24 protein-coding genes are annotated in these 25,525 nt (G+C 59.1%); 12 read left to right on the top strand and 12 right to left on the bottom strand.

Annotated features, from left to right (window positions below):
* The first annotated feature begins 214 nt into the window (after positions 1-214).
* From glmS to ACOERD_RS08995, 6 genes are all read left to right on the top strand, one after another.
* Positions 215-706 carry a methylaspartate mutase subunit S gene (glmS, locus tag ACOERD_RS08970; RefSeq protein WP_419738785.1) on the top strand — a complete coding sequence of 164 codons (492 nt, stop codon included), beginning with the start codon at positions 215-217 and terminating at the stop codon, positions 704-706.
* Between the two features lie 170 nt (positions 707-876).
* Entirely contained in the window at positions 877-2,058 is a 1,182-nt protein-coding gene (locus tag ACOERD_RS08975; RefSeq protein WP_419737631.1) for an ISNCY family transposase, read from the top strand.
* 101 nt (positions 2,059-2,159) lie between these two features.
* Positions 2,160-3,605 carry a methylaspartate mutase subunit E gene (locus ACOERD_RS08980; protein ID WP_419738786.1) on the top strand — a complete coding sequence of 482 codons (1,446 nt, stop codon included), beginning with the start codon at positions 2,160-2,162 and terminating at the stop codon, positions 3,603-3,605.
* 15 nt (positions 3,606-3,620) lie between these two features.
* Positions 3,621-4,868 (top strand): methylaspartate ammonia-lyase, encoded by a 1,248-nt coding sequence (locus ACOERD_RS08985; protein WP_419738787.1) that lies wholly within the window; start codon positions 3,621-3,623, stop codon positions 4,866-4,868.
* Positions 4,865-6,022, top strand: a complete 1,158-nt coding sequence (locus tag ACOERD_RS08990) for a CaiB/BaiF CoA transferase family protein (RefSeq protein WP_419738788.1) — start codon at positions 4,865-4,867, stop codon at positions 6,020-6,022. The genes ACOERD_RS08985 and ACOERD_RS08990 overlap by 4 nt, the downstream gene beginning before the upstream one ends.
* Positions 6,019-6,870 carry an HpcH/HpaI aldolase/citrate lyase family protein gene (locus tag ACOERD_RS08995; protein WP_419738789.1) on the top strand — a complete coding sequence of 284 codons (852 nt, stop codon included), beginning with the start codon at positions 6,019-6,021 and terminating at the stop codon, positions 6,868-6,870. Before ACOERD_RS08990 ends, ACOERD_RS08995 begins: the two co-directional genes overlap by 4 nt.
* Here the strand turns inward: ACOERD_RS08995 and ACOERD_RS09000 are convergent.
* The 5 genes from ACOERD_RS09000 to ACOERD_RS09020 all read right to left on the bottom strand — a co-directional run bounded on the left by ACOERD_RS09000 (position 6,845) and on the right by ACOERD_RS09020 (position 13,779).
* Positions 6,845-7,789 carry a LysR family transcriptional regulator gene (locus ACOERD_RS09000; RefSeq protein ID WP_419738790.1) on the bottom strand — a complete coding sequence of 315 codons (945 nt, stop codon included), beginning with the start codon at positions 7,787-7,789 and terminating at the stop codon, positions 6,845-6,847. The genes ACOERD_RS08995 and ACOERD_RS09000 overlap by 26 nt on opposite strands.
* Before the next feature lie 15 nt (positions 7,790-7,804).
* Positions 7,805-9,400 (bottom strand): FumA C-terminus/TtdB family hydratase beta subunit, encoded by a 1,596-nt coding sequence (locus tag ACOERD_RS09005; protein ID WP_419738791.1) that lies wholly within the window; start codon positions 9,398-9,400, stop codon positions 7,805-7,807.
* 268 nt (positions 9,401-9,668) lie between these two features.
* A complete protein-coding gene (locus tag ACOERD_RS09010; RefSeq protein WP_419738792.1) occupies positions 9,669-11,876 on the bottom strand; it encodes a PAS-domain containing protein in 2,208 nt (735 codons plus the stop codon).
* Positions 11,877-11,879: 3 nt separating this feature from the next.
* The gene (locus ACOERD_RS09015; RefSeq protein ID WP_419738793.1) at positions 11,880-13,049 is read right to left on the bottom strand and encodes an FIST N-terminal domain-containing protein; all 1,170 of its coding nucleotides are present in this window, start codon (positions 13,047-13,049) and stop codon (positions 11,880-11,882) included.
* A 52-nt stretch (positions 13,050-13,101) separates the two neighbouring features.
* A complete protein-coding gene (locus tag ACOERD_RS09020; protein WP_170378656.1) occupies positions 13,102-13,779 on the bottom strand; it encodes a response regulator transcription factor in 678 nt (225 codons plus the stop codon).
* A gap of 160 nt (positions 13,780-13,939) precedes the next feature.
* Between ACOERD_RS09020 and ACOERD_RS09025 the strand changes: the two genes are divergently transcribed.
* On the top strand, positions 13,940-15,121 hold the full coding sequence (locus ACOERD_RS09025; RefSeq protein ID WP_419737600.1) for an ISNCY family transposase: 1,182 nt from the start codon (positions 13,940-13,942) through the stop codon (positions 15,119-15,121).
* A gap of 214 nt (positions 15,122-15,335) precedes the next feature.
* Here ACOERD_RS09025 and ACOERD_RS09030 read toward each other — a convergent pair whose 3' ends face one another.
* Entirely contained in the window at positions 15,336-17,102 is a 1,767-nt protein-coding gene (locus ACOERD_RS09030) for a PQQ-dependent methanol/ethanol family dehydrogenase (RefSeq protein ID WP_419738794.1), read from the bottom strand.
* 233 nt (positions 17,103-17,335) lie between these two features.
* Between ACOERD_RS09030 and ACOERD_RS09035 the strand changes: the two genes are divergently transcribed.
* Positions 17,336-17,833, top strand: coding sequence for a hypothetical protein (locus ACOERD_RS09035; protein WP_419738795.1), 498 nt, complete (start codon positions 17,336-17,338; stop codon positions 17,831-17,833).
* 85 nt (positions 17,834-17,918) lie between these two features.
* Here the strand turns inward: ACOERD_RS09035 and ACOERD_RS09040 are convergent, their stop codons facing one another.
* From ACOERD_RS09040 to ACOERD_RS09065, 6 genes are all read right to left on the bottom strand, one after another.
* Entirely contained in the window at positions 17,919-18,458 is a 540-nt protein-coding gene (locus ACOERD_RS09040; RefSeq protein WP_419738796.1) for a sel1 repeat family protein, read from the bottom strand.
* Positions 18,459-18,533: 75 nt separating this feature from the next.
* Positions 18,534-19,325 carry an ABC transporter permease gene (locus ACOERD_RS09045; RefSeq protein ID WP_419738797.1) on the bottom strand — a complete coding sequence of 264 codons (792 nt, stop codon included), beginning with the start codon at positions 19,323-19,325 and terminating at the stop codon, positions 18,534-18,536.
* Positions 19,322-20,041 carry an ABC transporter ATP-binding protein gene (locus ACOERD_RS09050; protein ID WP_419738798.1) on the bottom strand — a complete coding sequence of 240 codons (720 nt, stop codon included), beginning with the start codon at positions 20,039-20,041 and terminating at the stop codon, positions 19,322-19,324. Before ACOERD_RS09050 ends, ACOERD_RS09045 begins: the two co-directional genes overlap by 4 nt.
* Positions 20,038-20,487 carry a hypothetical protein gene (locus ACOERD_RS09055; RefSeq protein ID WP_170467203.1) on the bottom strand — a complete coding sequence of 150 codons (450 nt, stop codon included), beginning with the start codon at positions 20,485-20,487 and terminating at the stop codon, positions 20,038-20,040. Before ACOERD_RS09055 ends, ACOERD_RS09050 begins: the two co-directional genes overlap by 4 nt.
* Positions 20,488-20,509: 22 nt before the next feature.
* The gene (locus tag ACOERD_RS09060) at positions 20,510-21,472 is read right to left on the bottom strand and encodes a YVTN family beta-propeller repeat protein (protein ID WP_419738799.1); all 963 of its coding nucleotides are present in this window, start codon (positions 21,470-21,472) and stop codon (positions 20,510-20,512) included.
* Between the two features lie 5 nt (positions 21,473-21,477).
* Positions 21,478-22,644, bottom strand: a complete 1,167-nt coding sequence (locus ACOERD_RS09065) for an ABC transporter substrate-binding protein (protein ID WP_419738800.1) — start codon at positions 22,642-22,644, stop codon at positions 21,478-21,480.
* 156 nt (positions 22,645-22,800) lie between these two features.
* On the opposite strand from ACOERD_RS09065, the gene pedF reads away from it, so the two are divergent.
* From pedF to ACOERD_RS09085, 4 genes are all read left to right on the top strand, one after another.
* Complete coding sequence (pedF, locus tag ACOERD_RS09070) at positions 22,801-23,481, top strand: cytochrome c-550 PedF (protein ID WP_170549083.1); 681 nt, start codon at positions 22,801-22,803, stop codon at positions 23,479-23,481.
* A gap of 18 nt (positions 23,482-23,499) precedes the next feature.
* On the top strand, positions 23,500-24,396 hold the full coding sequence (locus tag ACOERD_RS09075) for a transporter substrate-binding domain-containing protein (protein WP_170666748.1): 897 nt from the start codon (positions 23,500-23,502) through the stop codon (positions 24,394-24,396).
* A 69-nt stretch (positions 24,397-24,465) separates the two neighbouring features.
* On the top strand, positions 24,466-25,005 hold the full coding sequence (locus ACOERD_RS09080) for a CoxG family protein (protein ID WP_419738801.1): 540 nt from the start codon (positions 24,466-24,468) through the stop codon (positions 25,003-25,005).
* A 27-nt stretch (positions 25,006-25,032) separates the two neighbouring features.
* Positions 25,033-25,515 (top strand): (2Fe-2S)-binding protein, encoded by a 483-nt coding sequence (locus ACOERD_RS09085; protein ID WP_419738903.1) that lies wholly within the window; start codon positions 25,033-25,035, stop codon positions 25,513-25,515.
* Positions 25,516-25,525: the final 10 nt, after the last annotated feature.

Below are 25,525 nucleotides of genomic sequence, written 5' to 3' on the forward strand. Positions count from 1 at the left end.
GCCCCCGTTTTCAGTGTCGATTTCGGACAGAAGCTATCTCAGATGCGACAGATGCCATCAGAGAGCTGCCGTTTTGGCGTTTCAAGCTATAGCAGCGGCCTGATGCGCATTAGGTAACTTTTTCTTATCTTTTTTTATCTGTTCATCATTAAACTTTACCGTTTTGAGAATCACGGCTACGACACCCCAAAGCGCGACACAGGAGGAGCGAGACATGTTCGACGCCAGCACCACGCATAAAGTCGTTTTGGGAGTGATCGGTGCAGATTGCCATGCCGTAGGCAACAAGATCCTCGACAGCCTGCTGACCCGGGCCGGGATCGAGGTCGTGAACGTTGGGGTCATGGTCAGCCAAGCTGAATTCGTCGCCGCGGCCCTTGCTGAAAAAGCCGATGCGATCCTTGTCTCATCCATCTACGGGCACGGTGAGATCGACTGCCAGGGCCTGCGCGACCGGTGCGAGGCTGCAGGGATCGGGAACATCTTGCTCTATGTTGGTGGGAACCTCGTGATCGGCAAACAGGATTTCGCGACCGTCGTCACCCGCTTCAAGGAGATGGGCTATGACCGCGTCTTCCCGGCCTCGGCCAACATCGACGAGGTCTTGGCGTTGTTGAAAGATGACATCGACATGAACCGCCTTCCGAACATCGGCCACAACTCGGGCGCTTTCGCATCTGGGTTCGCCGATTGGGCTGCAATCTAGCAAAGGCAGATGGTGACATGACCGGCGCGCCAGAAATAACGAATTCCAAGCTACCCGATTCCGTTTTCGACGCCGAGCGTGAGGGCGTTTTGTGTCGCTAACACGCGATATGTCCGGTGTATGTAACATGCGATCTGTCCGGTTCTATTCTGTCTCTGAGAGGAGGCGTTATGAACCGAGCAGAAGTGTTACAGGAAGTTCGACTGATGAAGTTTGAAGATGTGTATTCGCGGCGAAGCGCGAACAAGCTGACGCAAGAACAGGCGGCTGAGATACTGGGTGTATCCGTGCGCACCGTCAGGCGTTGGGAGGATCGATTTGAGGCGGATGGTGCAGAAGGTCTGTACGACCGTCGGCTTGGCAAACTGGCCAACAATCGTGTTGCCACGGATAAGGTCATGGAGATGCTTGAACTGTTTGATACCAAGTACTGGGATTACACGCCGAAGCATTTCCACGAGAAGCTGGTGGCCCACCATGGTTTCACACAGAGCTACAACTGGGTGCGGCTTACACTGCAGCGCCACGGCCGGGTTCAGGCAGCACCCCGACGAGGTGCCCATCGGCGCAAGCGGCCCCGCCGTCCGATGGTTGGCATGATGTTGCATCAGGACGGCTCCAGCCATGAATGGGTTCCGGGTCAGTGGTGGGATCTGATCGTCACCATGGACGATGCCACCAACCGGGTTTATTCGGCATTCTTTGTCGAGGAAGAAGGGACGATGAGCAGTTTTCAGGGGCTGACAGAGGTGATCGAGGCGCAAGGTCTGTTTTGCTCGCTCTATGCCGATCGGGGCTCTCATTACTGGCATACGCCCGAAGCGGGCGGCAAAGTGGACAAGGACAATCTGACCCAGGTCGGGCGCGCCTTGCAGCAACTCGGCATTGAGCTGATCCCGGCCTATTCACCGCAGGCCCGTGGACGGTCTGAACGCATGTTTGGCACGTTCCAGAACCGATTGCCGCAGGAACTGCGGTCCCATGGGATCACAACCATTGAAGAGGCCAATCAGTTCCTGAAAGAGGTCTATCTTCCCGAACACAATGCCCTGTTTGCAAAGGAGCCGGAGGATACGACCTCGGCCTTCGTGCCGTTTACAGGCAATGTGCGCGACACCCTGTGTGTGCAGGAAGACCGCGTCGTCGGCAACGACAATACGGTGCGCTACAAGGGCCTGGTCATGCAGATCGCGGCAGACAGGCACCGTCATCATTTCGTCAAGGCGAAGGTCAGGGTCCACGAATACCCCGATGGTCAACTGGTCATCTTCCACGGCCCGAGATGCATTGGCCGCTACCAGCCTGACGGATCACCCATCACACAGGAGGATAGCAAACACAAAGTCGCGTGACCCGCTTCGACGTGGCGCGAACGCGGTGGCCCAAATCTACGGTCGCCTACGGCTCCCTCCGAATTGGGCCACCGCGCAATCAACTGAAGCGGACAATTGGCATGTTACCTACACCGGACAATTCAGAATGTTCTCGACAGCGTGAGGGCGTTTTGCAATCCTGGCACACGGGTGCCGATGTGGATTTTGACGCGGGCCTTGCCCGTCAGCATGCGCTGCATTCGAAAAAGCGGTTCTCGGCGGCCTTGGCGGATGCGGATGAAACCGGCAAGACACTGTTGCAACCCCGTGCGGGCGTTGCGCTGTTGCGCGAACACACCGCGTTGATGGAGGGGCTGGCCCCCTATTGCGACGTGTTGCCCACCACCATCGACGCTTATACCCGTCACAACCGATATGACGAGGCGCAGGATGGCATCGACCGCTCCCGCGCGGCGGGCACCTCGCTGCTGAACGGGTTCCCGGCGGTCAATCATGGTGTGGAAGGCTGCACACGGCTGGTCGAGGCCGTCTCAAAACCCATTCAGGTCCGGCACGGCACACCAGATGCACGCCTTCTGGCCGAAGTGACCCTCAGTTCGGGCTTTTCGTCCTACGAAGGCGGCGGGATTTCCTATAACATCCCCTATGCAAAGAACATTCCGCTAGAGCAGTCGATCCGCCATTGGCAATATTGCGACCGCTTGGTGGGCCGGTTCGAAGAACACGGTATCCGTATCAACCGCGAACCTTTTGGCCCTCTGACCGGAACGCTGGTACCGCCGTTCGTATCGCATGTGGTCGCGATCATCGAAGGCTTGCTGGCTCTGGAACAGGGCGTGCGTTGTATCACGCTGGGCTATGGTCAAGCGGGCAATCTGGTGCAAGACGTCGCCGCGCTGCGCTCGCTTCGGCGGCTGGGGCATCACTATTTCCAGAACGCGGGCTATGACGATTACCAGCTGACCACCGTGTTCCACCAATGGATGGGCGGCTTCCCCGAGGATGAGGCCAAGGCGACCGCCGTGATCTGTCTGGGTGCAATGGCCGCGAAACAGGCGCGGGCCACCAAGATTATCGTGAAAACGCCGCATGAGGCCAGCGGCATCCCTTCGATCGAGGCGAACCAGGCTGGGCTCAAGGCGACCCGCCAGATGGTGAACATGATCGCGGACCAGAACCGCAATGACGGCAACGAAATCCTGACCGAGGTCGAGGTGATCGAAGCCGAAGTTCACGCCGTCATGCGCGCCGTTCTGAAACTGGGCGAGGGCGACATCGCACGCGGAGCCGTTCTGGCCTTTGAGTGCGGCGTCATGGACATCCCCTTTGCCCCCGCCATCGGGAACGCGGGCAAACTGACCCCGGTACGCGACAACCACGGCGCGCTCCGGATCTTTGAGACCGGAAATGTACCGCTACCCAAGGACATCATGGCCTTCCACCGGGACCGCATCGCGGAACGCGCCCGGTCCGAGGGGCGCGAGGTGTCCTTTGACATGGTGGTCGACGACGTCCGCGCCATCTCGGCGAGCAAACTCATCGGTCGGCCTTCGGTTGCCGCCTAACGCACAGAGAGTGTCATGAAGATCAAGAACGTTGTTTTCGCGCCGGGGCTGGCCTCGTACTATTTCGACGATCAGGCAGCGATCAAACAGGGAGCCAAGCAAGACGGGTTTGTCTATTGCGGGCAGACCCTGACCGACGGCTTTGCCCGCGTCCGGCAATATGGGGAAAGTGTCTCAATACTGCTGGAGCTGGAAAACGGCCGGATCGCCGAGGGCGATTGCGCCGCCGTACAGTACTCCGGTGCGGCCGGGCGCGATCCGCTGTTTCTGGCCTCATCCGTCATTCCCTTCCTGAAGGAACATCTGACACCACAGCTGATCGGGCATGATGTGCGCAGCTTTCGCGAAAGTGCGGAATTCTTCGACAAGCTTGTCGTCGACGGCCAGCCTCTGCACACCGCCGTGCGCTATGGCCTGTCGCAGGCGCTTCTGTCGGCGGCCTCGATTGCCTCGGGCAAGATGAAGTTTGAGGTGATCTGCGACGAATGGGGGCTTGAGGCCATCGCAGCCCCTCTGCGCCTGTTCGGGCAAAGCGGCGACAACCGCTATGAGGCCGTGGACAAGATGGTGCTGAAACAGGTCGACGCCCTGCCCCATGGCCTGATCAACAACATCCCCCAGAAACTGGGCCAGACAGGCGGGAAACTAGCTGAATACGTCACATGGCTGTCGCGTCGCATTCAAGCTCTGCGCACGGATGAGAGCTATCATCCAGTGCTGCATATCGACGTCTACGGCACGGTGGGCATGATCTTTGACAACGATACGGCGAAGATTGCCAACTATCTGGCAACGCTGGAACAACGCGCCGCCCCATTCGATCTGTATATCGAAGGGCCTGCCGATGCAGGGTCCAAAGACGGGCAGATCACCTTGCTGCGCGATATTCGCACCTCGCTACAGGCCCTCGGCAGCAACGTCAGAATTGTGGCCGACGAATGGTGCAACACCTATCAGGACGTTGTCGATTTCGTCGATGCCGATTGCTGTGACATGGTTCAGATCAAGACCCCTGATCTGGGATCGTTGCACAATACGGTCGACGCGGTGCTCTACTGCAAAGCCAATGGTGTCGCGGCGTATCAGGGCGGCACCTGTAACGAGACCGATATCTCGGCCCGCGCCTGCCTGCATGCCGCCATGGCCACCCGGCCCGACCGCGTGCTGGTCAAACCCGGCATGGGCTTTGACGAAGGCATGACCATCGTCGCCAACGAAATGCACCGCACCCTTGCGCTTTTGAACACACGAGCTGCCGCATGACCGATACCCAACTCAAACCCTACGAAGGCCTGCTGGTCGTATCTTTGGAACAGGCCGTCGCTGCCCCCCTCGCGTCGTGCCACTTTGCCCAGGGAGGCGCGCGCGTCATCAAGATCGAGCGTGACACCGGCGATTTCGCCCGCAAATACGATGGCGCGGTGAAAGGCTCGGCGTCCTATTTCGTCTGGGCCAATCATGGTAAGGAAAGCCTGTGTCTGGACATCAAGAACCCCGAGGACGCCGCTCTGCTGCACCGTATTCTGGACGAGGCGGATGTTTTCATCCAGAACCTCGCCCCCGGTGCCATTGCCCGCGCCGGGTTTGGTGAGGATGTCCTGCGCAAACGCAACCCGCGCCTGATCACCTGCGATATCAGCGGATATGGCGAGGATGGACGGTATAGCGACATGAAGGCCTATGACTTTCTGGTGCAATGCGAAAGCGGGCTGGTCTCTGTCAACGGCGCGCCCGGTCATCCCGGTCGGATCGGCGTTTCGGTCTGCGATATCGGTGCCAGCATGAACGCGATCATCGGCATACAGAAGGCTCTGATCGCTCGCAGCATCAGCGGCAAAGGCAGCGCGGTGAAGCTGTCCCTGTTCGACACTGCAGCCGATTGGATGACCGTGCCTTTGATGCAAACGGTTTATGCGGGTAAAGCGCCGCAGCCAGTTGGCCTGCATCACCCGTCCATCGCGCCCTATGGTGGGTTCACCACCAAGGATGATGAGGTTCTGGCGATCTCGATCCAGAACGAACGCGAGTGGAAACGCCTCTGCGCCGATGTCATCGGACAGCCCGAGTTGGCCACCGATCCCCGGTTCTGTGACGCCGCCCAACGGGTCGCCAACCGCGCTGAACTGGATGCCATCGTCGCTGAGTTCTTTGCCGGTCACAGTCGGTCTGAGCTGGAAGGCAAGCTGTTCGCGGCAGCCATCGCCTATGGGGCCGTGAACTCGGTCAGCACCTTTGCCGAACACCCGCAGCTGCGCCGTACGCCGGTCACGCTGGAAAACGGGGATGAGGCGCATCTGGTCGCGGCCCCCGTGCGCCACAGCTTTGACCCGGAAACACCGCGCTTCGGCCGTGTGCCCGCGCTTGGCGAACATACCGATACCATTCGGTCCGAATTCGCCGAGACCGCTGCCGCATGATCCGGTCCTACCTGTTCACTCCGGCCCACCGGCCCGAGCTGATTTCCCGCGCGCATGAACGGAGCGCGGATGCGATCCTGCTGGACCTAGAGGACAGCGTCCCGCGGGACCGCAAACAGGCCGCGCGGGACGGGTTGGCAGAGGCGATCTCTGTGCTGACCGCTCGCGCTGTGCCGGTTGTGATACGGGTCAATGCAGATCTGGGCGAATGCGTCCGCGATCTTGAGGCAGCCATCCTGCCCGGCGTCGACGCGATCATGCTGCCCAAGGTCATCGGGGCGGATCACCTGCGCCTGGTGGCGGACTATCTGTCGATGCTGGAGCGACAGGCCAAACTGCCCGAGGGTCAGATCAAACTGATTGCGTTGATCGAAACAGCCCAAGGGCTGATGAACGCCGCAAGCATCGCAAAAGCAACCCCTCGGCTGACCGCGCTTGCATTCGGGACTGAGGACTTCTCGACCGATTGCGGCCATGCGCCCTCGGTCGAGGCGCTGAAGGGCCCGGCGCAGTCCTTGATCCATGCGGCCAAGGCGGGTTGCCTACAGGCCATTGGCCTACCGGGCAGCATTGCCGAGATCCACGACATGGACAGTTTCCGAGCCTGTGTCGACCTTGGGCGTGCGATTGGTTTTGACGCTGTCCTGTGTATCCATCCGCGACAGGTCGAAATCGTCAACGCGGTCTTCACCCCTAGCGCCTCCGAGATCGAACAAGCAACCCGCGTGGTCGAAGCCTTTGATCGGGCCACTCAGCAGGGGCTGGGTGCCGTCATGCTGGGTGGCAAAATGATCGATCCGCCCATCGTGGCGCGGGCGCACTCTATGTTGCAATCCCGGCGTCTTTGAAGAAATCATCCATGAAGGCCGGGCCTTTCTGATCCACGAAATCCCGAAAGGACCGCGCCGCCGGACGCAGCGGTTTGTTGCGCATATGCAAAACGAACCAGTCGCGATATTCAGGCATCCCTTCAACGTTCAGGATTTTCAGCTTTCCGGCCATCGCCTCCAGCGCAATCGTGTGGGCCGATATAAAGGCCAGCCCCATATTCGCCATGACCGCCTGTTTGATATTGGCATTACTGTCCATTTCCTGCGCCTTCGGCTGCGGCAGGCCAGAGTCCGAGAAAAAGAACTCATGCACCATGCGCGTGCCCGACCCCCGTTCGCGGACGATGAACTGATGGTGCGACAAGTCCGAGCGTCGGATGCGTCTAGAGCGCACCAGCGGATGATCCGGGTGGCCGATCAAAACATATGGATGTTTCGCGAATTGATGCGCCGTTGTCTCTATCCGGCGCGGCGGGCGACCCATGAGCGCAAGGTCGATCTGATCGGTATCCAGCATCTCAATCACGCTGCGCCGGTTGGCGATTTTGAACTGTAGATCGCATTCCGGGTGTTCCTGCTGAAACTGCGCTAGCAGATGTGGGCCGAAATTGCGCGCAGTGGTCACCATGGCCACCCGAACCCGGTGGTCTAGCTTGCCCTGCATGATCTGCACAACATCTACCGCCTCGGCCAGCGTTTCGGTCATGCGCTCAGCGTAGGGCACCAAAGCGGTGGCAACCTCAGTCGGGATCACCGAACGGCCGGATTTCTCGAACAGCGGCGCGCCGAATTCCTCGCTCAACCGGCTCATCTGCATCGACACCGCAGGCGGGGTCAGCGACAGGCGCTCAGCCGCGCGCACAAAGCTGCGCGTTTCGATTGCCACCAGAAATATCTGCAACTGGCGCAGGGTGATCTTGTCCGAAGTCGGCGGCATTGCGGCTCCTGTGCGCTAGAAGGCGGGTTTGCGGGTAAAGAAGTCTCCTCCTTTGTCGTCAATAATCACAAATGCCGGGAAATCTACGACTTTTATGCGAAAGACGGCCTCCATCCCGAAGTTGGGAAAATCCAGCGTTTCGATGTTTTTGATGACGTCCTTGCCCAGAACTGCCGCCGCCCCGCCGACCGAGCCCAGAAAGAACCCGCCATGCTCCTTGCAGCTTTGCACGACCGAGGGCGCGCGATTGCCCTTGGCGATCATCACACGGGACGCGCCCAGCGCCTGCAGTTCCGGCACATAGGGGTCCATCCGCGCGGCTGTGGTTGGCCCGAACGAGCCTGAGGCATACCCTTCGGGCGTCTTGGCAGGGCCCGCGTAGTAGACCGGGTGATCGCGGATGTAGTCCGGCAACTCCTGACCCTCTCGGATCATCCGGGCCAGTTCGGCATGCACCAGATCGCGCGCGACAATCATGGTGCCAGACAGCAAAACCGGGCTGGAGACGAACAGCTTGGACAATTCGGCACAGATATCATCCATCGGCTGATCCAGATTGATCCGAGTTGCGGATTGCGCCGCGACATCCTGCGCGGGCAGGAACCGAGCCGGATCATGTTCCAACTGCTCGACCCAGATCCCATTCCGGTCGATCCGCCCCTTAATCTGGCGATCCGCCGAGCAGCTGACACCCATGCCAACCGGCAGGCTTCCTCCGTGACGCGGCAGACGAATGACGCGCACGTCATGGCAGAAATATTTTCCGCCGAACTGGGCACCCAGCGACATGTTGCGGGTCAGCTCCAGTATCTGCGCCTCAAGCTCCAGATCGCGAAAGGCACGCCCATCGGGGCTACCGGTCGTGGCTAGATCATCCAATTCCTTGGCCGAGGCTTTCTTGACCGTTTTCAGACAATGTTCAGCCGACAGCCCCCCAATGACAATTGCCAGATGGTATGGCGGGCAAGCCGTTGTACCCAAAGTCCGTATCTTCTCATCAAAAAACGCCAGTATCCGTTCGGGTTCCAGCAGTCGCCTTGTTTCCTGAAACAAAAACGTCTTGTTGGCCGAGCCACCCCCTTTGGCCATGAACAGGAACTCCAGAGCATCCCCGCTGAGCGCCTCGATGTCGATCTGCGCAGGCAGGTTGGTGCCGGTGTTCTGTTCGCGGTACATACTGAGAGGGGCCATTTGCGAAAAGCGCAAGTTGCGCGTTTCCCAAGTGTCCTTGACCCCCTGCTCGACCGCCGCGTTCAGATCGCCCTGGACCAGAACGTTCTGGCCCTTCTTACCGTGAATGATCGCCGTTCCAGTGTCCTGACAGCTTGGGAATTCTCGCTCGGCCGAGATCACGGCGTTCTTTAGCAGTTCCAGCGCCACGTAGTGATCGTTGGCCGAAGCATCCGTGTCATCGAGGATCTCGCGTAGCTGGGCAAGATGGCTGGGGCGCAACAGATGCGAGACATCTTCAAAGGCGGTTGAGGTCAAATTGCTGACAGCCTCAGATGACACCCGCAGGAAAGTTTCATCATCGAACCGGGCGGTTTCCAGCCCTTCATTGCCGAGATGGCGATAGCAGGTCGTGCCGATTGTTTTCGTTGTCTGGGTCATGGCGCGCACCGTAGTGAGATACTCAGAAACAATCAATTGCCCTTAACTTAAGCGCTATTTTATTCAGGCAAAGTTACCAAAAGAGAAACGCGCCAGGATACTCGATTTCAGCAAACGCCAATTCACGCCAAGCAAGGCATCACTCCCCATAGTCGAACCGGCTCAGCATTCGGCAACCCAACTGCCCTTCGTTCAGCGCGGGTCGATCTTGAGCAACATCAATGCCAAGATCTAGCTTTCACGGTCCGCGAGCAGACCCGTGCAAAGATCAACTCGAAATCAAACTGACCAACTGATGTCTAAGCTCCTTGGCGTCAATTGGCTTGTGGATTAACTCTAGCCCGTTCGACTGGTACTCTTCCGCTGTCTCAGGAGACCGGTTGGCCGAGATGATGCAGGCGGGCACATCGCTGAATTCCGCTCTGATCCGACGCACTGCCTCAGTCCCGATTTTTCCGTTATCCAGCTGGTAGTCCGCGACGATAGCATCGGGTGTGATACCGATCTCGCGCAGCAGGTCCACGGCCTGATCCTCACTGCCACACTCCAGCACGTGAACGCCCCAGGACTCGAGCGTCAGCGTTAGCGCATTTCTGAGATTTGCGTCATTTTCAATCAGCAGAACGATCATATCCGCCAGTTGACCCGTTTTCCTGTCAGCAGCAGCGGGACGGCCTTCGCTGAACTGCCCTTGGTCCTGTACCACAGGGACTTCGACGGAGAACACCGTTCCTTTTCCCAACTCGGAGCGCAGATGAATCGGGTGGTTGAGCAACCCGCAGGCGCGCTCGACAATAGCAAGACCAAGGCCCATGCCTTCGGCCGCACTCGCGTCCGATTGCACCCGCTTGAATTCCTGAAAAACCATGTCGCGCTGATCGGCGGCGATGCCAATTCCGGTATCCAGCACCTCTATCGACACGCGGGTTTTGCGCCGCTTCACCCCGACCAGAACCTTGCCGGCGTCGGTATAACGGATTGCGTTGGACAGCAGGTTCTGAAGGATGCGCCTCAAGTAGCTAGCATCACTGGCCACAAGCGCGCTGGTCGGCACCACCCGTAATTCCAATCCTTTGGCCTGTGCAACCGGGCGGAAAGCGTCCTCCATCTGCTTGAACATATCACCAACCGACACGGTCGAGAGGTGGACTGTCGCGCTGCCGGAATCCAATTTCGATATGTCCAGGAGTGCCTCAAGGATATGCTCCACGCTATTGAGCGCACTTTCCGCCTTTGTGGCCACATAATGCGTTTCCGCCTGATCCAACCCGTTTTTCAGCGAAGCCACATAAAGCTTGGCCGCGGACAGAGGTTGCAGCAGATCATGACTGGCGGCGGCAACAAAGCGGGACTTTGACGCATTGGCCCGTTCCGCCTCGCCCAGCGCGTCGGCCAATTCAACGGTGCGCGCTTCAACGCGTTTTTCCAGAAGTTCCTTGGCGTCCTGCAATGCCTGCGCCGATTTTCGTTCCGCCGTCACATCGGTGAATGAAATCACATAGCCCTTGTCGGGCATTTCCTGCGCAAAGACAGACAGGATTTTCGACCGCCCCCGATGCAGCAGAAACCGCAAGGGCCGCCGAGAGGTGGCCCGCTTAGTCCAGTCGGACAAATCACCCCAGCTCATCCCCGGTTGGAAACTCATATTCGAACCGAGCCGGTCATAGAGCGTTTCAAACTGCGTGCCCATCTGGAATTGCCCGACCGGGATCGCCAGCAACTCACTGGCTCGGTTGTTCCAGCCAATCAATCGGTGCTTGTTGTCGAAGATACAGACACCCTGTTCGATGTGTTCCAGCGTGGCGCGGATCAGGCGCGATTTATCATCCAAGATGCGGTCGCGCTCCAGCCGCTCGACCCGCATGATATCGGTCACATCCGTCTGCAGGATAACTGTGCCCGCGTCCTTTGTGCGATGTTCCGAGACCTGCATCCAGCGATTTCCGCTCAATCCCACATTGAACACCACATGGTCGTCCGCATGACGCGTGAGCCGAAGCTCGGCCCAGTCCACAGGTGCAACCCCTTCCGGCAGCAACAGAGAGCTCGACCGGCTGACAAGCTCGACATATTCGGTAAAACGCAGACCTGGCTTCAGCCGGCCCTGGATATCGGGCATATGTAACCCGAAGCGGCTGTTGCACAGCACCAGTTTTTCATCACGCCCAAACAGGGCAAAGCCATCCTGCACCGCCTCGATCGCATTCGCCAAATTGGCCCGAGCAGCTTCGGTTTCCTCATTGGCCTTGGCCAATTGCGCGTTGGATGCGTTCAGAAGGTCCAGAGCACGCTCCAGATCATCCGTGCGGGTGCGGATCTCTTGTTCCAACACGGCGGCGCGTTGGAATTGCGCATAAGCAGCACCCGAGGCATCGGTAGATTCCTCGACCCGGCGCATCAGCGCCTTGACGATCTTCAGCAGTTTTTCATTCTGGCGTTCGATCGGATCCAGCGGGTCGGTCAGATGCTCGATCATCCGCTAGTCGTCCCCGGGCGGATAGATCGCCACCCCGGTCATCGTCTGATTGACGTGGATTGAGTTGAACTGCTCACCATAGGTCGAGAATCCGACCACATGATTGTCCGACAGAATGCGCGAGATTTCGTGCGTCTTCTGTTTCTCCTGCGCCTCGAGCCGCCGCAGGATACAGTCGCAGGCCAGGATCGTATCGGGTTTTTGCTTTTCGTTCAGCGCTGCGATCTCTTCCCGCAGATGCACCGTCATGTCGCGCGGTTCGGCCAGGGTCAGAACCAGCCCCTCATCAATGGCCGAAAAGAACACCAGATCGCCATTGCCCGCGACCTGTTGAATGGCCCGTACATGATGCTGACCTCCGATCTGGACGACGACCGGATGGGCCGCGAAGGTAAAGGGGTTCAGCTGTTCGGGGTCTTTGCCAAGGATGCGCGCATATTCCCGCGCTGCGGGTTCCGCGTTGATTTCCTGAACGATGCGGTTGGCGGGGTCGGCTTTGGTCACGACCATACGCTGCGCGGCCGGAACAAGATGATCTGTCTTGAACACCTTGATCGGGCAAGAGGTTCGCACCTGCACCAAAATGGCTGCGTTCTCCAGCGCCTGTGATCCATGAAGAACATAGGTGTGGCCGAACTCGGTCCCGTCGCCTGCCGATCCACCGAACAGAGGCACCGGCCCCAACCCCATTGCCAGCTCGGATGTCAGCTCGTCTTCCTTCGTGGACAGCCCGTCGATCATCAGAAAGGTGAATTCGTTTTCCCAAGAGGGAAAGCTGCGCATCATTGCGGTTCGGTTATGGATCATATCGGCAATGATGTCTTGCGCGCTGAAATTATCCAGATCCGGCACCAGAATGGTGCGCGTTTCAAAATGTGAGCGCGGCAAGGCCAGCGCGACGATCTGATCCTCGCTATAGCCGCCTTCGGCAAGCTCTCCGGCGGTGGTGCATCCGACCACCATCGTGGGCGCAAATTCCTGTTCAGCCTCGGCGATCACCGCCGCGGCATCGGCATTGGGGCTGACAAACAGAATTATAAGCGCCATGGGGTCATCCCCCAGCGACTTGGACAGTTCCCTGACTGCACTGTCGGCGCTGCATTCCGCAAATGCCGTCTTTACGATGCCTGGCCTGACGGACTGGGCGCTGGCCCATCCGAATGCTTGGTTCATCGCGACTCCTCCCTAAAGCCCGACGATTGCTGAGAGGTTAGAGTATCTGACCCTATTCTTGCAATACGCTGGCAAAGGATGCTTTCTTGGCAATCAGAACCGCCTGAGTGCGGCTTTGAACGCCAAGTTTCCGCATGATTGCAGTGACATGCGCCTTAACCGTTGTTTCGGCGATCGACAGGTCATAGGCGATCTGCTTGTTCAACTTACCCTCGCAGATCAGTTGCAGAATGCGGCCCTGTTGATTGGTCAACGCGGCAAGCCGATTGACCGCATCGCTATGTTCATCCTCTTCCTCATCTTCGATCAGAACGCAGCCATCGGGGACAAAGATTCCCCCCGCATGCACCGTCTCGAACGCGGTGCGGAACACGTCGCGCTGGCTATGCTTGGGGACATATCCCGATGCTCCTGCCTTGATCACCTGGCTGATCACACGGTTGTCGGTCAGCGAGGATACAACGATAACCGGCGCATCCGCCGCGGATTTCAAGCGCACCAGACCATCCAGGCCATCCACATCCGGCAGGTTTAGGTCCAGCATCACGGCATCCGGCTTCAGCCCTTTGGCCACCAGTTCCATAGCGTTTTCCAGACGGTCTGCTGTGTGAATTTCGCCGATCTCGGCCACGCTGCGCAGGGTCATCGACAAGGCGTCGCAGAACAGCGGGTGATCGTCGACAATCAGAACATTCTCAAAGTCAGTCTGTCTGGCGGGTTCTGCAAGCATCAAGGTCGCCTTTGCATTGAAACTCTCTTTGCTCTGAGTCTAGCAACACCGTCAGCAAACGCCTACTGGCGGAAGGTCGTAGTGTCGCTAACACGCGATATGTCCGGTGTATGTAACATGCGATCTGTCCGGTTCTATTCTGTCTCTGAGAGGAGGCGTTATGAACCGAGCAGAAGTGTTACAGGAAGTTCGACTGATGAAGTTTGAAGATGTGTATTCGCGGCGAAGCGCGAACAAGCTGACGCAAGAACAGGCGGCTGAGATACTGGGTGTATCCGTGCGCACCGTCAGGCGTTGGGAGGATCGATTTGAGGCGGATGGTGCAGAAGGTCTGTACGACCGTCGGCTTGGCAAACTGGCCAACAATCGTGTTGCCACGGATAAGGTCATGGAGATGCTTGAACTGTTTGATACCAAGTACTGGGATTACACGCCGAAGCATTTCCACGAGAAGCTGGTGGCCCACCATGGTTTCACACAGAGCTACAACTGGGTGCGGCTTACACTGCAGCGCCACGGCCGGGTTCAGGCAGCACCCCGACGAGGTGCCCATCGGCGCAAGCGGCCCCGCCGTCCGATGGTTGGCATGATGTTGCATCAGGACGGCTCCAGCCATGAATGGGTTCCGGGTCAGTGGTGGGATCTGATCGTCACCATGGACGATGCCACCAACCGGGTTTATTCGGCATTCTTTGTCGAGGAAGAAGGGACGATGAGCAGTTTTCAGGGGCTGACAGAGGTGATCGAGGCGCAAGGTCTGTTTTGCTCGCTCTATGCCGATCGGGGCTCTCATTACTGGCATACGCCCGAAGCGGGCGGCAAAGTGGACAAGGACAATCTGACCCAGGTCGGGCGCGCCTTGCAGCAACTCGGCATTGAGCTGATCCCGGCCTATTCACCGCAGGCCCGTGGACGGTCTGAACGCATGTTTGGCACGTTCCAGAACCGATTGCCGCAGGAACTGCGGTCCCATGGGATCACAACCATTGAAGAGGCCAATCAGTTCCTGAAAGAGGTCTATCTTCCCGAACACAATGCCCTGTTTGCAAGGGAGCCGGAGGATACGACCTCGGCCTTCGTGCCGTTTACAGGCAATGTGCGCGACACCCTGTGTGTGCAGGAAGACCGCGTCGTCGGCAACGACAATACGGTGCGCTACAAGGGCCTGGTCATGCAGATCGCGGCAGACAGGCACCGTCATCATTTCGTCAAGGCGAAGGTCAGGGTCCACGAATACCCCGATGGTCAACTGGTCATCTTCCACGGCCCGAGATGCATTGGCCGCTACCAGCCTGACGGATCACCCATCACACAGGAGGATAGCAAACACAAAGTCGCGTGACCCGCTTCGACGTGGCGCGAACGCGGTGGCCCAAATCTACGGTCGCCTACGGCTCCCTCCGAATTGGGCCACCGCGCAATCAACTGAAGCGGACAATTGGCATGTTACCTACACCGGACAATTCAGAATGTTCTCGACACTGGCGGAAGGTCGTAGACCAAAGAAAACGCGCGCCCGGATACCGAGCGCGCGATCTTTAGGGTCAGAAACCGCCTCAGTTCGCCGAGGCCAGCTCTTTCGGCAGGCGGAATGTCCACAAGGTACCGCCCTGGTTCAGATAGTTGACCTTCTTGGCCACTTCACCGCCCCACAGCGGAACCGCACCGCCCCAGCCGGAGATGATCGAGACATATTGCTCGCCGTCCTGTTCCCAGGTCACAGGCTGACCGACGATGCCGGAGCCAGTCTGGAACGACCACAGTTTCTCACCGGTTTCGTCATCCAGCGCGATAAACTCGCCCTCGGGGGTGCCGAAGAAGACCAGACCACCAGCCGTGGTCATCACGCCCGACCACAGCGGGGCATCGTTCTTATATTCCCACTTCCACTCGCCGGTATCGGGGTCGATGGCCTTGAGCGAGCCGATGTGATCTTCGTAGTTCGGCTTGATGGTAAAGCCCGCGCCCAGATAGGCGGCACCTTTCTTGTAGGTGATCGGCTCGTTCCAGATATCCATGCCCCATTCGTTCGAAGGCACATAGAAATTGCCGGTGTTCTGCGAGAACGACATTGGCATCCAGTTCTTGCCGCCCAGGAAGGACGGCGAGGCAAAGATGACCTCACCCTTGTTGCCATCAGCCGCAGCGGCCGGATCACCGGGGCGATTATTTTCGACAAAGATCGGACGGCCGGTGTCATCAATCCCGTCGGCCCATGTGATGTCCTTGACGAAAGGTGTCGCCGAGACGAACCCACCATCCTCACGGTTCAGAACATAAAAGTATCCGTTCCGATCTGCAGTAGCGTAGCGCTGGTTGCCCTCGCGGTCGGTATAGGCAACCACTTCGTTCACACCGTCATAGTCCCAGCCTTCGCGCGGGGTGGTCTGGAAATGCCACTTGATCTCGCCGGTTTTCGGGTCGATTCCGATACGGCTGGCGGCATAGAGGTTGTCGCCCTTGTTGCCTTCGGTGGGAGTGCCCGCATTGCGCAGCCAGCTGTTCCACGGGGCCGGATTGCCTGCGCCAAAGACCAGCGTGTCGGTGTCAGCATCGTAAGAGCCGCCCAACCAAGTCGCGCCGCCGCCAGTTTTCCACATGTCACCGGGCCAGGTCGCGTTCAGCTCTCCTGTCATGGTGCTTTCTTCGCCATTCAGCGTGCCCATGTGGCCTTCGATCACGGGGCGTTCCCAAACCAGATCGCCGGTATTGACGTCCCGGGCCTGAACCGCGCCGACGATACCGAACTCACCGCCCGAGTTGCCGGTGATGACCAGACCATCAACGATCAGCGGGGCAGCCGTATAGGAATAGCCCGCTTTGTAGTCGGCAATCTTGTCGCGCCAGACCACATCGCCCGTATCCTTGTTCAGCGCCACGATCCGTGCGTCCAGCGTGCCGAAGATGACCTTGTCGCCGTAAATGGCGGCACCCCGGTTGACCACGTCACAGCAGGGCAGAATGCCTTCGGGCAGGCGGGCATCGTATTGCCAGACCTCTTTGCCGGTCTCCAGATCAATCGCATAGAGGCGCGAATAAGACCCGGTGATATACATCATCCCGTCATAAATCAGCGGCTGGGTTTCCTGCCCGCGCTGCTTTTCGCCGCCAAGACTGAAGGCCCAGGCCGGAAGCAGGTTCTTGACGTTGTCCTTGTTCAGCATGTCCAGCGGGCTGTAGCGCTGCAAATGCCGACCCATACCATTGGTCACAACCTGAGTGGTGATCGTTTGGTCATTGGCCAGATCGTCTTCGGTAACTTCTGCATAGGCTGCGCCGGTTGCGACAATGCTCGCAGCGGCGGCCATGATAAACCGGTTCATCGGTATCCTCCCTAGACTTATGTCTTTCCTCCACGCCGAATCTCCGACGCGTCGGGATTGTTGGCGAGAGTATTATTCGCAGGCGGGCACCGGTGTTGGAATTGCACATTGGTCGTAGGGCGCAAACGGGCGATTTCAACTAGGTTGGGTCATCTTTTTTGATGCGCGAGGCTATCATGCGGCGGCTTTTCACTTGGTTTATCCCTGCGGTTTTGATCTGCGCGCAGCCTACGTTGGCCGATCCTCTATCGGGGCAGAAGGCCATTTCTCTGGTCGACGGAGAAGGCAACAAGCTATTGATCGGAAAGGTGACTTTCGAACCCAAGGGCGACGCCACAGCCTATCAGATCGACTTGAGCGCAGGTCCCTTCGCAGACCATTTCCTGTCCATGCGTCCATTTCGCTGCCTTGAGGGGGCGGACAAACACTGGTGCCATGTCCCCTACCCTTATGCTCTGCGGCGCGAGGTCTCTGACGATGATCTGACCGATCTGGAATACGACCTGCTGTTTATCCACAAGGGCGCCACAGAATACGGCATTGATATGTGGAACGGGGTCTACTACCGCCTGCAACGCGACGGTGACCGTCTGGTCGGACAGCTGCACGAAATGGATATGGGCATCCTATCGGCCCCACCAGAAGACGGAGATTTCAGGCCCGTATCCGAGAAAGACATCCACGAGTCCGATCCCGACAGTCACTGGTTGCCTCAGGTCGTGATCGACTGATCAGAGGTTGGTTGCGATTTGGGAAACCTTGCAACATCGGGCGCTCGCGCCTTATCCAGCGCCCGACTACGTTACCTCACTAAACTCAGAACAAGGGCGCGTATTTCCACTCATCTGCATCCGGTGTGACCTCGTTCGGATCATAGCCAGAATCTTGCAGACGTTTGGCGATTTTCAGGCCGTCGCTTGCGGCCTCATCGACATAAGCGCGGCCTAGCTCGGGGTCTTTCGCCACCCCGTGGCCGCGCAGCAGGTTGAGGCCGTAGTTAAACTTGCCCACCGGATCGCCCAGATCAGCGGCGCGTTTGTCCCAGGCGGCGGCGGCATCGGGATCGTAGTCGCCACCCAGCCCGTTATTGTCCAACTGCCCCATCCATGTCATCGCGCCTGTATACCCGGCATTGGCGCAGCTTTCGAACAGCTTGCGCGCCATCTCGTGACGGCCGGACTTGGTGATGTAGTAGCCGGTTGCGCAGGTCGTCATATCGGTGACGCCATTGTCAATATTGCTCATGACGCTGCCAAAGCCCGTGTCCTGCGGGTTGAGCGTGCCGTACTCATCCTCGACCGTCTGGGCTGAGGCCGCTGTGCCCAAAAACAGCAATGCAATTGCGATACGGATCATGAAAGAACCCTCCGTTTGAAAGGCATAATAGCGCATCGGGGGGCGCATTTCACCTCTGCAATGGTCGTAGACGGCTCAGCGACCGGGGCGTTTGATCCCGCGGGCCGGGTCGTAGCCCCACAGCGCAAGGCCCAGAAAGGCCAGACCGGCGACGATGGTCCAGCCAAGGGCCGGGCCGTTGAACTGACCATAGAGCGCAAATCGGATCAGTTCGACTGCGTGAGTAAAGGGGTTGAGCGCGCAGATATCACGCAACAGGGCCGAGCTTTCGGCCATCTTCCACAGCGGATAGAGCGCCGAGGACAGGAAGAACATCGGGAAGATGACAAAGTTCATCACTCCCGCAAAATTCTCAAGCTGCTTTATGGCCGAGGACAAAGCCAGACCCAGAGCGCCCAGCATCAGCCCGGCGATGATCAGTGCGGGAAAGACGCCCAGATATCCGTACCACGGCATATCGATGCCGTAGATCGCGGCCACCGCCAGAAACGTATAGACCTGCAGGATCGAGATCGTGGTGCTGGCCAGCAGACGGCAGAACAACAGCCACCATCGCGGCAGAGGGCTGGTCAATAGCAACCGCATCGACCCCATCTCGCGGTCATAGACAAGGCTGAGCGAGCTTTGCATGCCGTTGAACAGCATGATCATGCCGCAGAGGCCCGGCACGATGTAGATCTCATAGGTGATGTAGGTCTGATAGGGCGGCGTGATCGACAGGCCAAGGGCCGCACGGAACCCGGCAGCAAAGACGATCAGCCAGACCAGCGGGCGTATCAAAGCCGCGATGAACCGGCTTCGCTGGCGGACAAAGCGCAGTGCCTCCCGGATCAGGATCGCGCGCAGGGCGATCAGCGCGCCGGTCATGCGGAGGCTCCAGTCATCGACAGGAATACCTGTTGCAGCGGCTGTTCGTCGGTGATGTCGCGGCAGGTGCCTTGTGTCAGCATCTTCCCCCGATGCAGTATGGCAAGCTGATCGTCGGGGTTGATCTCATCGGTCAGATGGGTGGCCCACAACACGGTCAGCCCATCCTGTGCCGATAGATCATGCACATGTTGGGTGATGGCGCTGCGCGCAGCAGCATCCAGCCCCACCGTCGGTTCGTCCAGCAACAGGACCGAGGGCGCATGGATCAGGCAACGCGCAATCTCCAGCCGTCTGCGGTGGCCGCCATTCAGATCGCGGGTGCGCTCGCTTGAACGCTCGGCCATATCCAGACGCTCCAGCGCGGCGGCGATGCGGGTCTCGGCAGTACGACCAGACAGCCCGTGCAAGGCCGCGAAATAGCTGAGGTTGCGATGAACCGTGAGGTCCAGATCCAGCGTCGGCTGCTGGAACACAACCCCGATCTGTGCCAAAGCCTGACGGGGTTGTTTCGAGATATCGAACCCCGCCACCTCAATCACCCCCTGAGGGGAGGTGAACAGGCGGGTCAGCAGGGAAAACAGCGTCGATTTCCCCGCGCCATTGGGCCCCAGCAACGCGCAAAACGCGCCCTGCGGGACGTGAAAGCTCACGTCATCAAGGGTGCGTTTGTCGCCATAGGCGTAGCTGACATTGCGGACCGAAAGCCCTGTCACTTAATGGTAATCTCCAGCCGCTGCGTTTCGCCGGTGCTGCCCGGCACTTTCAGATAGTAGCTGCCCGGCTTGATCGCGACAAAGCCTATTTCCATCTCGCCCGCCTCATCGAATTCAACGGAGTCGACGCCCAAAGGCCGGATTTCCAACCCTTCGACCACGATCTCATCCACCCAGATCGCGCGGAAGAACTCTGGCCCGACCAGAGCCAGTTCCTGACTGCCGTCGCCTTGTATTTCGAACTCATAATAGGTGCCGGATTTAAGCTCCCATGGGGCCTCGGCCAAGGGCACACCAGCGGAGAGAGTGATCGGAGGCAGGTCTTCTTTGTTCTTGGCCGACAGAATTCCGGCCAGACCAAAACCGTCGTCATCATCATCGTCAGCCAAAGCCGCTGCAGGCAAAGCCATAGCCAACATCGCAGCCACGCATATCAGTCGCTTCATCTCTATAATCTCCTCAATCTTGTCAGTTGGTCGGACGGAAGGCCGCGCCCCAGGGGAAACGCCCAACCTTGATCGTCTTGATCGGTTTGCGCTTGGCCACATCGATCACGGTCACATCGCCAGACACGCCATTGGTGGTAAACAGCAGCGACTTGTCGGCGTTGAAATCCATGTGCCAGACGCGGCGACCCACGAGGATGTAGTCTTCAACCTCATAGGTTTCAGCATTAACTGCCGCTACATGGTTCGAAGGCCCCAGCGCGACAAAGGCGGTCTCATCGCCGTTGGACAGCTCAAATCCCACGGGCTGCACCCGGTCGGGGTGGACGCCTTCGACCTCGAACTCGATCTTGGCCTTTTCGGTCTGGGTTTCCACGTCGAACACGGTGATGGTGCCGCCGATTTCCGAGCTGACCCAAAGCTCGGTCCCGTCCTTCAGGAATTCGGTATGGCGCGGGCGGGAATCGACCAGAGTATTGGCGAACAGCTCTTGCGTCTCAGTGTCGATCCAATGGGCCATGTTGGTGGTCTCGGACGTGGTGATGGCAATCTTGCCATCGGGGGAAACCGCCATCCCTTCGGGCTCGATCCCCACGTCGATTTGCGCAATCACCGTGCGCGATTCCGTATCGACCACCGTGGTGATCGCGTCGTCTTCGTTGGCGATGTAGAGGTGCTTGTCATTGGGGTGAAGCACAAACTGCTCGGGGTCCTCGCCCGAGGGCAGGTCATGCAAAATCTCGCCCGTTTCCGGGTCCATCACCTGCACCGAGTCACTATCCGACGCGCAGATATAGAGAACCGAGTAGTCCTTGGAGAACGTAATTCCGCGCGGGCGTTCTCCGGTCTCTATGGTGCGGATCACTTCGAGCGTTTCGATGTCAATCACGCTGAGCGTGTCGTCCTTTTCGTTGCTGATCCAGATCTCATCCGCAGTGGCTGGAGCGCAGAGCGCGGTCGCTGCCAGAAGTGCTGCTAGTCTCATCGCTGTTACTCCTTAAATGACTGACACTGGCTTTCGGCCTCATCAATGCCCAACGTGTCCAGTTCGGTACGTTGATGCAGAAACCCCTCGAGCGGGGCCATCGCCACAACGGCGCGATCCGTGACCAAAGGGATGGGCTGCCGCAACTGGCCGTTCCAGGCTCGGAAATTCATCGCGCGGCCTTTGAATCCGGCCAGTTCGAAATCATCCGACAGGATATAGTCGCGCAGAACCGCCGGATCATCTGATTGTGTACGCGTCACCGCCTCGCCCAAGGCCCGGTAGGCCGCCCACGCGGCGTAGTCCTTGGGGCGCATCGCCCGCCCTGCTTGATCGGCAAAACGGTTCTGCATCTGCACAGCGCCCCATTGTTCAACCACGCGCGACCAAGTGACGGGCTGCAACCCCTCTGACCCGGCAACGGGGCGCGGTTCCCACGTGTTGAAGGGGATATAGCGGCCGAAATCGTCCAGCTCATCGGCGACAAGCAACACGTCATAGTCGCCGAAGTCCTGAGTAAACAGCGGCACCTCTTGCGCTGCGTTGCGCCGCAGGTCGGCATCGAACACCCATGTCTTTTCTGCTTGCAACTCCAACCGGAACTTTTGCAGCGACCGTTTCAGCGCCTCGGCAAAGGCCTGATCCCCCGGATGCTCGCCCGCGATCAGCACGATCTCGTCCCACCGGCGTTTGACGAGGAACTGCGCCAGAGCGTCGGTGCGCATCACGTCCGATGGCAAGGTGTGCAACAGGTTGGCACGGCACTCGGACTCGCGCAGCGACAGATCAGAGGCCGAGGCGTTAAACAGCACCGCGCCCGCCGCTTCGGGCAGATCGGCGACCTCAAGCTGCGCTTGCGCAGGCGCGTCCAGAATGACAAAGGGACCATTGGCCAAGGCCTGCCGCGCGGTTTGCACCCAGTCCCCACCTTCGGGCACCGTGGTCACTGTCAGATCATATTTGTGACCCAGGAACTTCGCCGTCGTCAGATTGTCGGCCAGACCCAGCTCAGCCCCTGCCATGCCCAGGTCTTCAGGAATCGGGTCGAGGTTGGACAGCACCGGAGGACGCTCGACCTCTTGCTGCAGATAGGTCACTGAAATCGCGACCTCGGCCTGCGCAGCGCCAGATGCCAGCGCCAAGGCTGCAAGGACAAAAGAAAATCTGAACATTCTGCGCCTCCTCCCCGGCCCTAAAAGTAAAAGCCGGTCGAAAATGGGAAAGCCATTCGACCTTAGTCGCAGATTTTGCCCATCTGCAACCAAGGTCGAATGTCGCGATGAATTTGCCTGCGCTATGACCGGGGAAAGCTTCAATAGGAGGATGAGATGCGTCTTGGTTTTTACAGCGCGGCGCTTGCGGCAACGGTGACAGCGGGGATGGCGCTGGCACATGGTGATGTCGCGCCCCAGCCGGTAAATACGGATGCCCTGCCCGACGTGAGCGAGGAATGGCTGATCGAAAACCCCTATCGCGATCAGGGCGAGGAGGTCTGGCAGGCTGCAATCGAAATCGGCGATTCCGGCTACAACCAGAACTGCGCGCGCTGCCACGGTCTGGGCGTCGTATCGGGCGGCCTGGCTCCGGACCTGCGCTACCTCGAGGCCGAAGAATACGGCGATGAGTGGTATATCGAACGCTTCCGCGAGGGCTATACCCAGAACGGTATCACCAAGATGCCTGCCTTTGGTGATCTGCTGGGCCAAAAGGCCGCTTGGGCCATCCGCACCTATATTGAGACCCGCCCCGATGACGGGGCGTTGGACGATCACTCGGACCGGTTGAAGGAAATCCGCGACGAGCTGGCCGCTATGGCCGAGGGAGCGGATGGAGACACAGCCGCCCTGCAATCCGAACTGACCGAGATCGCGGGTACAATCGAAACCGGCTCGGGCGCGCCTGTGGCTGACTCTGTGGCCCTACGTGCTGCGGTGCTGATCTCGGGCGAGGCCCCGGATTTTGCACAAGCGGCGGAGCAGCTGACTATCGGATTGTCTGCCGCGCAATAGAACGGCAGACTGGGGCACATGATCGGACGCCATTTCATTTTCTCCCTGTTGGTCGCCGCCCTGTCCGCCGGGTCGGCTCTGGCCAGGTGTGAAGACCATGTGCCCCAACCCAAACCCCAGAATGCCAGCCGCGACATCGTGGGCGCTGACCTCGATACCATTGTCGAGCGCGGTTATATTGAGTTCGCGGCCTACGAAGACTTCGCGCCCTGGTCCTTTGAGAAGGACGGCAAGATACAGGGCGTGGACATCGAAATCGGCAAGCTGATCGCGCAGGATCTGGGGGTCGAGCCCCGGTTCAATCTGGTCGCAGCCGGAGAAAACCTAGAGGCCGATCTGCGCAACTGGATCTGGAAAGGTCCTCTGATCAACGGGCGCGTGGCCAATGTCATGCTGCACATTCCCTATGACAGCGAATTTGCTTGCCGAGTCGAACAGGTGGTGTTCACCGGCCAGTATCATGACGAGGAAATCGCCATCGCCTTTCGCCGCGATGCCTATCCCGAAGACCCTCCGGTTCCGGCCTATTTCCGTTTTGACACCGTCGCGGTTGAAAACGATTCGATTGCTGATTTCTACCTGTCGTCTTTTCCCGGCGGGCAACTGTCGCAGAATGTCAGCCGGTTCCCAACCGCGGATCAGGCGATGGAGGCCTTGGCCGCAGGCGAAACGATGGCCGCAATGGGCCCCCGCGCCCAGCTTGAGGCTGGACTGACCCCCGATCTGGATATCCACACCCCTCCGCTGCCCGGCTTTGCCGTCAGCACCTGGACCAGCGGCGTGGCCGTGCATTTTGCCTATCGCGGCCTCAGCTATGCGGTCGATGACGCGATCTATGCAGCACTTCAGGATGGCCGCATCGCCAAAATCTTCGAGGATTACGGGCTGACGCACACCCCTCCCGAACTGCGCTGACTACGCCCAAGGTCGCATATGCTTTGCGGCCCCGACGCCCTAGGTTGGAAAAAACTCTGGAGGAGTGACATGGAGTTACATGACAGCCGCACAATAGCCGCGCCACGGTCCGAGGTTTGGAATGCCCTGCTGTCGGCAGATGTTCTGCGCGAATGCGTCCCTGGCTGCCGGGAAATGACCGGCACCGCCGAGGACGGGTTCGATGCCACCGTGGTGCAGAAAGTCGGCCCCGTCAAAGCCACGTTCAAAGGGAAAGTGACCCTGTCCGACATGGTGTCCGAGGAAAGCCTGAAACTGTCAGGCGAAGGCAAGGGCGGCGCTGCCGGTTTTGCTAAGGGCGCAGCAGATGTCACGCTGTCCGATGTCCCCGAAGGCACCTTGCTGACCTACAACGTGGATGCGCGCGTGGGCGGCAAGCTGGCCCAGCTGGGCGGTCGCGTCGTGGACGGGTTCGCCAAGAAAATGGCGGATCAGTTCTTTCAGAATTTCCAAAGTGCGATCGAGGTCGAGCCAGAGGCCCCCGCCAGCGAAGCGGCAGCTGAACCCGAACCACAAGCGGAAGAGGCAACCGAAAAGAAAGGCTGGCTCAAGCGCGTATTGGGCGGTTGAGCTACGGATTTAAGGGAGGAAAATGTGATGAAAATATCGCTGACTGTGAATGGTCTGTCTGTGAGCGGTGATGTTGAGGGTCGGACGTTATTGTCTGGTTTTTTGCGGGATCATTTGTCTTTGACGGGGACGCATGTTGGCTGTGATACGGCGCAATGCGGGGCCTGTGTGGTGCATGTGAACGGCGAGGCCGTGAAGTCGTGCAACATGCTGGCGGTTGAGGCCGACGGGGCCGAGGTCGGCACGATCGAGGGTCAGGCCTCCGAGGATGGGACGCTCAATACGATCCAGCAGGCGTTTCAGGATCACCACGGGCTGCAATGCGGCTTCTGCACGCCAGGCATGGTGATGAGCGCGGCGGCGCTTCTGAAGGACAATCCGCGCCCGTCCGAGGCCGAGATCCGCAAGTATCTGGAAGGCAACCTGTGCCGCTGCACGGGCTATCACAACATCGTCAAGGCGATCATGGCCGCTTCGGGCCAGGACGTCAGCAGCATCGCCGCCGAATAAGCGGCCCGAG

It is taken from the genome of Ruegeria sp. (assembly GCF_965199275.1).
Classification (GTDB): Bacteria; Pseudomonadota; Alphaproteobacteria; order Rhodobacterales; family Rhodobacteraceae; genus Ruegeria.

What these genes read in the sequence shown, in the direction of transcription:
- glmS (WP_419738785.1), top strand. Translation starts at nt 215, where the DNA reads ATGTTCGACGCCAGCACCACGCATAAAGTCGTTTTGGGAGTGATCGGT.
- ACOERD_RS08975 (WP_419737631.1), top strand. Translation starts at nt 877, where the DNA reads ATGAACCGAGCAGAAGTGTTACAGGAAGTTCGACTGATGAAGTTTGAA.
- ACOERD_RS08980 (WP_419738786.1), top strand. Translation starts at nt 2,160, where the DNA reads ATGTTACCTACACCGGACAATTCAGAATGTTCTCGACAGCGTGAGGGC.
- ACOERD_RS08985 (WP_419738787.1), top strand. Translation starts at nt 3,621, where the DNA reads ATGAAGATCAAGAACGTTGTTTTCGCGCCGGGGCTGGCCTCGTACTAT.
- ACOERD_RS08990 (WP_419738788.1), top strand. Translation starts at nt 4,865, where the DNA reads ATGACCGATACCCAACTCAAACCCTACGAAGGCCTGCTGGTCGTATCT.
- ACOERD_RS08995 (WP_419738789.1), top strand. Translation starts at nt 6,019, where the DNA reads ATGATCCGGTCCTACCTGTTCACTCCGGCCCACCGGCCCGAGCTGATT.
- ACOERD_RS09000 (WP_419738790.1), bottom strand. Translation starts at nt 7,789, where the DNA reads ATGCCGCCGACTTCGGACAAGATCACCCTGCGCCAGTTGCAGATATTT.
- ACOERD_RS09005 (WP_419738791.1), bottom strand. Translation starts at nt 9,400, where the DNA reads ATGACCCAGACAACGAAAACAATCGGCACGACCTGCTATCGCCATCTC.
- ACOERD_RS09010 (WP_419738792.1), bottom strand. Translation starts at nt 11,876, where the DNA reads ATGATCGAGCATCTGACCGACCCGCTGGATCCGATCGAACGCCAGAAT.
- ACOERD_RS09015 (WP_419738793.1), bottom strand. Translation starts at nt 13,049, where the DNA reads ATGAACCAAGCATTCGGATGGGCCAGCGCCCAGTCCGTCAGGCCAGGC.
- ACOERD_RS09020 (WP_170378656.1), bottom strand. Translation starts at nt 13,779, where the DNA reads ATGCTTGCAGAACCCGCCAGACAGACTGACTTTGAGAATGTTCTGATT.
- ACOERD_RS09025 (WP_419737600.1), top strand. Translation starts at nt 13,940, where the DNA reads ATGAACCGAGCAGAAGTGTTACAGGAAGTTCGACTGATGAAGTTTGAA.
- ACOERD_RS09030 (WP_419738794.1), bottom strand. Translation starts at nt 17,102, where the DNA reads ATGAACCGGTTTATCATGGCCGCCGCTGCGAGCATTGTCGCAACCGGC.
- ACOERD_RS09040 (WP_419738796.1), bottom strand. Translation starts at nt 18,458, where the DNA reads ATGATCCGTATCGCAATTGCATTGCTGTTTTTGGGCACAGCGGCCTCA.
- ACOERD_RS09045 (WP_419738797.1), bottom strand. Translation starts at nt 19,325, where the DNA reads ATGACCGGCGCGCTGATCGCCCTGCGCGCGATCCTGATCCGGGAGGCA.
- ACOERD_RS09055 (WP_170467203.1), bottom strand. Translation starts at nt 20,487, where the DNA reads ATGAAGCGACTGATATGCGTGGCTGCGATGTTGGCTATGGCTTTGCCT.
- ACOERD_RS09060 (WP_419738799.1), bottom strand. Translation starts at nt 21,472, where the DNA reads ATGAGACTAGCAGCACTTCTGGCAGCGACCGCGCTCTGCGCTCCAGCC.
- ACOERD_RS09065 (WP_419738800.1), bottom strand. Translation starts at nt 22,644, where the DNA reads ATGTTCAGATTTTCTTTTGTCCTTGCAGCCTTGGCGCTGGCATCTGGC.
- pedF (WP_170549083.1), top strand. Translation starts at nt 22,801, where the DNA reads ATGCGTCTTGGTTTTTACAGCGCGGCGCTTGCGGCAACGGTGACAGCG.
- ACOERD_RS09075 (WP_170666748.1), top strand. Translation starts at nt 23,500, where the DNA reads ATGATCGGACGCCATTTCATTTTCTCCCTGTTGGTCGCCGCCCTGTCC.
- ACOERD_RS09080 (WP_419738801.1), top strand. Translation starts at nt 24,466, where the DNA reads ATGGAGTTACATGACAGCCGCACAATAGCCGCGCCACGGTCCGAGGTT.
- ACOERD_RS09085 (WP_419738903.1), top strand. Translation starts at nt 25,033, where the DNA reads ATGAAAATATCGCTGACTGTGAATGGTCTGTCTGTGAGCGGTGATGTT.